Source organism: Streptomyces sp. NPDC001634 (assembly GCF_040298185.1).
Classification (GTDB): Bacteria; Actinomycetota; Actinomycetes; order Streptomycetales; family Streptomycetaceae; genus Streptomyces.
The window spans coordinates 1-1,315 of record NZ_JBEOZU010000238.1 but is presented as its reverse complement, the minus strand read 5'-3'; the positions used below and the strand labels follow the sequence as shown (position 1 = coordinate 1,315).

Genomic DNA, 1,315 nt, shown 5'->3' with positions numbered 1-1,315 from the left:
CGGTTTTTCAGCCCTTGCGACAAGCATAAATCCACCATGAACAGTATCATTTTCAATCCCTTCAATCAAAGCATGCTTACCAACTAAACGGCTAGATCCATTTGCAGAAGTGATAAGAATATCCCCATTTTTCACTTTGTCAATTTTAACTGCCTCTTTATTTACAAAGACATCGTCCGATTTAATTAAAAAAGTATCTTCTGCAATATTGGAAGAACGAAGAACCCTAATACCATATTTTTGGACATCGGATGGCTTATATGTTAAGCCCCGTCTTACTTCAGCTAAATTTGAGAACTTACGCTCTTCCCAATCATCCGTAAAACCTTCAAACCTTAATTGTGGACTCTTTTTACTCATCATGCCCACCTCTCAAAAGAAGACGCATCGAATCAATTAAGGCTTGATTCTCTTCACTTTCTGAAAAATCGTCAATCAACGATAAGAGCACTTGCTCTTGTTGAACTAATTCTTCATTGACCTTAAGGAGATTGGTATTTACTGCAACCAAATCAACCGGTTCCTCTTCCTCAAAGGTATCGACATAACGAGGGATATTTAAGTTAAAGTCATTTTCTTGGATCTCATCAAAACTTGCAACATGAGCATATCTTTCAATATCTTCTCGTTTTTTGTAGATAGAAACAATTTTATCAATATGTTCATCCAACAGGACATTTTTATTTTTTTGTTTTTCAAAATCTTGAGAAGCATCGATAAATAAGACATCACGATGAGAGCGGTTTTTCTTCAAAATAATAACCGTTGTCGGAATACTCGTTCCAAAAAAAATATTGGCCGGCAAGCCAATGACCGCATCAATGGCTCCCATTTCTAAAAGGGCTTGACGAATGGTTCCTTCTGCGGCTCCTCTAAAGAGCACGCCATGCGGAAGGACAATTCCCATTGTTCCCGATTCTTTCAAATGGTAAAAACCGTGAAGGAGAAAGGCAAAGTCAGCTTTAGATTTAGGCGCTAATTTTCCAAAACGCTCAAAACGAGGGTCAGAGAGAAACTGATCTGCCGCTGACCATTTTGCAGAATAAGGTGGATTCATGACTACGGAATCAAACTGATAAGGCTCTTCTGAGGGCCAATCGGCATCTAAAGTATCTCCGTTATTCAGGTTCATGCGTTCTTTATCCACCCCATGAAGAATTAAGTTCATACGTGCCAAGTTAAAGGTCGTTGTATTTAACTCTTGTCCATGATAGTGCACTTGATTTGGATTGATGAGATAGCGACGAATATTAAGCATCAAAGAACCTGAACCCATCGCAGGGTCATAGATATGAAAAGGTGCTCGAGATTCTTG

2 protein-coding genes are annotated in these 1,315 nt (G+C 38.8%); both read right to left on the bottom strand.

Annotation, left to right across the window (positions count from 1 at the left end; genetic code table 11):
- The coding region (locus ABT186_RS47790) for a restriction endonuclease subunit S domain-containing protein (protein ID WP_351930715.1) at positions 1–363 on the bottom strand (363 nt) is incomplete at its 3' end.
- A partial coding sequence (locus tag ABT186_RS47785) for a type I restriction-modification system subunit M (protein ID WP_351930713.1) occupies positions 353–1,315 on the bottom strand: 963 nt, incomplete at its 5' end. The genes ABT186_RS47785 and ABT186_RS47790, both read right to left, overlap by 11 nt.